Origin of the sequence: Agrilactobacillus fermenti, from assembly GCF_021030645.1 — a bacterium.
GTDB lineage: Bacteria > Bacillota > Bacilli > Lactobacillales > Lactobacillaceae > Agrilactobacillus > Agrilactobacillus fermenti.
In genome coordinates this window covers 1-545 of sequence record NZ_JACGCJ010000072.1, presented here as the reverse complement: position 1 = coordinate 545, position 545 = coordinate 1, and the positions used below count along the sequence as shown (strand labels likewise).

General features: G+C 45.5%; 1 protein-coding gene. It reads right to left on the bottom strand.

Annotation, left to right across the window (positions count from 1 at the left end; translation table 11 throughout):
- Positions 1–474, bottom strand: a 474-nt coding sequence (locus tag FHQ08_RS12650) for a DDE-type integrase/transposase/recombinase (RefSeq protein ID WP_230914748.1), incomplete at its 3' end; no start/stop codon positions are given.
- Positions 475–545 lie beyond the last annotated feature (71 nt).

Below are 545 nucleotides of genomic sequence, written 5' to 3'. Positions count from 1 at the left end.
TTCTTTCATGTGACTCCAGAAGCTCTCCATAGGACTGTTGTCTCCAGGTGTCCCTGGACGGGACATACTATGGGTGATGCCTAAACTGGCTAGTTTTAGGTTGTAACTGCCTGAAGTATAACTGCTACCTTGATCACTGTGTACGATCTTTGGTTTAGCACCAGATACTTGTTGTAGGGCTAAGTCGAGCGTTTTACTGACTAATTCTGCTGTTTCCGTCGACGCAATAGCCCAACTTACGATCCGATGATCGTAAAGATCTTTGATGGCGCTTAGACGGACACGTTGCTCATTATTAACGCCATATCTTAATTCGGAACAATCAGTCACCCAAGTGTGGTCCATCCGATCGGGGTGGAACTCATGTTCCAGCTGGGCATTTAGTAGTTTATTACCCGAGATAATATCTTTGCGCTCAGCTTTACGATCATGCTTGGCAATACGGATCGATGCGTAGATGTGGTGAAGATGCATCAGGCGTCTCACTCGACTGGCACAAGCATGATAAGGCGTTTCTTTGTCAATGTAGACCATTAATCGTTTGA